A 3,382-nucleotide genomic window follows, 5' to 3' on the forward strand; every position below is an offset into this window, starting at 1 on the left:
TGCCTTCGAACACCATGATTTCGCATGGGCCCGTGGTGGTCAGCGCGGGAAACACGAAATACTCGCCGATGCCCGGCAGCAGGTTGAAGCGTACGCGCGAATACGGCTCGCTCGGCGTCATCCCTTTCACGTAGGTGAGAGCCAGTGCGCGCTGCGGGCGGTCGAACGGGCTGCGCGCATCGTCGCGGCCGAGCAGGCCGACGATGTCGCCCTTGCCGGCCGCGAGCAGCACGAGGTCGTGGCTGCGCGCGAGTGCCTCGAGTTCGGGCACGCCGATGTCCGCGATGCGCACGTCCGCGCCGCGGCGGCGCACGCCGTCGAGCCAGTCGGCCATCTTCACGCGCTGGTCGACCGACTGCGCGTAGCGGGTGAGGCGCGACGACCAGTCGATCGCCTTGCGGCCGTGGCCGTCCGGGTGCGGCACCGCGATGCCGATGCCTTCGACGGCCGGGCACGCTTCCTCCCACGTATTCAGGCCGAGATCGCGCTCGATCTGCAACGACGTGTGGAACATGCACTGGCTCGACATGACCTTGCCCGTGCGGATCTGCTCCGCGTCACGATTGGTCGCGAGCGTGACGTGGTAGCCCTGGTCGAGCAGGGCGAAGGCGAGTTGCAGGCCGGACTGGCCGGCGCCGACGATAGCGATGCGTCTCATGGGAAGGTCCTTGGTTGGTTGCGTAGCGGCCGTCATGATTGGAGGAAGCGGCGACGCGGCACGGTCACTCCGCGAGCCGCGGAATGGCCGGCACCGCCTGTTCGGGGCCCATCGCGGCATAGCCGCCGTCCACCGCGTAGTCGGCGCCGGTCACGAAGCTCGCCGCGTCGCTGCACAGGAACGTGACGACCTGCGCGACTTCCGACGGATCGCCGACGCGTCCGAGCAGGTGGAACGGCGCGGCGACGCGATCGGTCTTCGCGCGGTCGCCGTGCGTCATCTCGTCCATCACGCGCGACCAGGTCCAGCCCGGCGATACCGAGTTGACGCGGATGCGATCGGGCGCGAGATCCATCGCCATGCTGCGCGTGAGCTGGCGGATCGCGGCCTTCGAGGTCGGATACAGCCAGCGGCCGGTTTGCGCGCACTGTGCGGAGATCGAGCTGAAGTTCACGATCGCGCCGCCGCCGCGCCGGGCCATGTGCGGATGCACGGCCTTCGCGAGCATCGCGGCCGACACGACGTTGACGTCCATCGCGGCGAGCCAGTCGTTCCGGGTCGCATGGATGCCGTCGTCGACATAGCTGCACGCGAGATTGACGAGCACGTCGATCGCGCCGAACCGCTCGACGATCGTCGCGATCGCGCGCTCGATCGCACGATCGTCGGTGATGTCGAGCGCGATGAACAGCGCCCGTTCGCCGAGCGACGCGGCCACGCGTGCGCCGTTGTCCGCATCGAGATCGAGGATCGCGACGCACGCACCGGCGCGGCTCAGGTCCTGCGCGACCGCGGCGCCGATCAGCGTGGCGCCGCCGGTGACGAGCGCGACTTTGCCAGCAAGGGCATTCATGGTGTGTCTCCGGGAATCGTGGGGTGAGGGAAGGGCCGCGTCAGTGCGCATCCGTCGATGGCGTGCTGTCGTGCCAGCGGCGCATCAGGCCGTTCGACGGGACGGTTTCGTCGAGCAGCTTGCGGGCCGTGTCGACGCCCGCGACCGGCAGGCCGGCCGGATCGAGCAGGCCGATCTGCACGAGCACGCTCGCCTGGTCCCAGTAGATGTGTTCGTGATAGAGCTTGTCGCCGCGAAACTTGACGATCGCGACGAGCGGAATCTCGACACGCTTGCCGGTCGGCGCGACGCCCGGCAGCATCCAGTCGATCTCGGTGGTGTGCGTGAAGCGGAACAGCAGCTCGTCGACGATCTGGCTCGCGGCGATCGTGCGCGAGATCGGCGTGATCGTCGTGTCGGGCGGGTTCGCATGCACGAAGTGATGCGTGTAGAAGCGCTTCAGTTCGTCGTGGCCGACGCCGCCCGTCAGTGTCGGAATATGGTTGACGTACGGCTCGGCGACCATCGTGGCCATCGTCGCGTCGACGTTGCGCGTGTCGAACTCGTGCTTCAGGTGCGTTTCCCACAGCGCGGACAGGTCGTAGCGCGGGCCGAGCGCGGCGCGGAACGCGGCGATCGCGCGCTGGTGGGCCATGACCGCGGCGGCCTTGTCGAAATGATCGCCGCCGGCGCGGGCGAATGCATGATCGACGCCGGGGTAGACGTAGACTTCGACGCCGCCGCGGCCCGCCAGCGCAGCCGCGATGCGCTGCTGCGCGTCGGGCGGGCAGAAGCGGTCCAGCTCCGCGATCTGCAGCACGAGCCGCCCGTGCAGGTGCGCGGCTTCGTCCAGCGCATGCTCGATGCCCACGCCGTAGTAACTGACCGCCGCGGCCACGCCCGGCAGCCGGCACGCGGCGAGATACGCGAGCTTGCCGCCGAGGCAGTAGCCGAGCACGCCGGCCTCGCCCGTGCATTCCGGCCGCTCGCGCAACTCGGCCAGCGCGGCGCCGATGTCCTCGACGCCCTTGTTTTCGTCGTATTCGCGATAAAGGGCCATCGCGCGCGCGAAATCGGCCGCCGTATCACCGAGCTCGATGCCCGGGGCCTGGCGCCAGAACAGGTCCGGCACGAGCACCGTATAGCCTTCCTCGGCGTAATAGTCGGCCACGTCGCGCATCGTCGCGTTCGCGCCGAAGATCTCGTGACAGAGCACGATGCCCGGCCCGGTGCCGCCGGCCGGCGTGCTCAGGTACGCGCGGAACGCGCCGCCGTCCGGCGCTGGAATCTCGATGTGACGTCCGTTCATGGGTCCCTCCATGCGGTTGGTTTCGGTGACGGCCCAGTATTGGCGGCCGAAATGGGCGTTTCTATCCGCTTTCTTCGGCCGGTATCCGCGAATTCCGGAAACCTGCGGCAGCGGCTGCCGCAGGCCGGCGGGCCGGGGCCGAGTGCGGGTATGTGCGGATGCGGAAGGCCCGCACAGTTTTCTACGATGCGCGAACGGTCCGCTTCTTGCGTGGCTTGCGCGGGACTTGCGTGTTTCGTAGGACGGACTGTCCGGATACTCCAGGCGCTGTCCGGATCGTGCGGCGGATTCCCCGATAGCGGGAATGCATGCACGGCGCGAGTGCGATCGAGCACGACGGGAGAACTTCGATGGCGCAATTTTTCGAAACCGGCTGGCTGGCCGATGCCGCCTGTTTCAATCACGACACGCTGCTGCTGCAGTCGAACGACGTCGACGAGGTGCGCGCACGCGTGGCCGATGTGTTCAAGCCGCACCGGCTCACGCCGACCGGCGAATCGCGTGCGCTGCACAGCTGCATGCACCATGCGCGCTGGGGCAACCTGTCGTTGAACCTGCTCGATTACGGTGGCGGCGTCAGCAT

Annotated in this window: 3 protein-coding genes and 1 pseudogene; 1 reads left to right on the top strand and 3 read right to left on the bottom strand. The window is 68.3% G+C overall.

All coding sequences use genetic code 11. The features are described 5' to 3' along the window. From JMF90_RS29950 to JMF90_RS29960, 3 genes are all read right to left on the bottom strand, one after another. Positions 1 to 658, bottom strand: a 658-nt coding sequence (locus JMF90_RS29950) for a styrene monooxygenase/indole monooxygenase family protein (RefSeq protein ID WP_305790763.1), incomplete at its 3' end; no start/stop codon positions are given. 64 nt (positions 659 to 722) lie between these two features. Then, positions 723 to 1,511: an SDR family oxidoreductase gene (locus JMF90_RS29955; RefSeq protein WP_011549043.1), complete on the bottom strand. Its 789-nt coding sequence runs from the start codon at positions 1,509 to 1,511 to the stop codon at positions 723 to 725. A gap of 40 nt (positions 1,512 to 1,551) precedes the next feature. Further along, positions 1,552 to 2,799 carry a dienelactone hydrolase family protein gene (locus JMF90_RS29960; RefSeq protein ID WP_011549042.1) on the bottom strand — a complete coding sequence of 416 codons (1,248 nt, stop codon included), beginning with the start codon at positions 2,797 to 2,799 and terminating at the stop codon, positions 1,552 to 1,554. Positions 2,800 to 3,149: 350 nt separating this feature from the next. Between JMF90_RS29960 and JMF90_RS29965 the strand changes: the two are divergent. Continuing rightward, a pseudogene (locus JMF90_RS29965) lies at positions 3,150 to 3,382 on the top strand (AraC family transcriptional regulator); the annotation flags it as partial.

The sequence above is a fragment of the Burkholderia sp. E168m23 genome (assembly GCF_016586125.1).
Classification (GTDB): domain Bacteria; phylum Pseudomonadota; class Gammaproteobacteria; order Burkholderiales; family Burkholderiaceae; genus Burkholderia; species Burkholderia orbicola.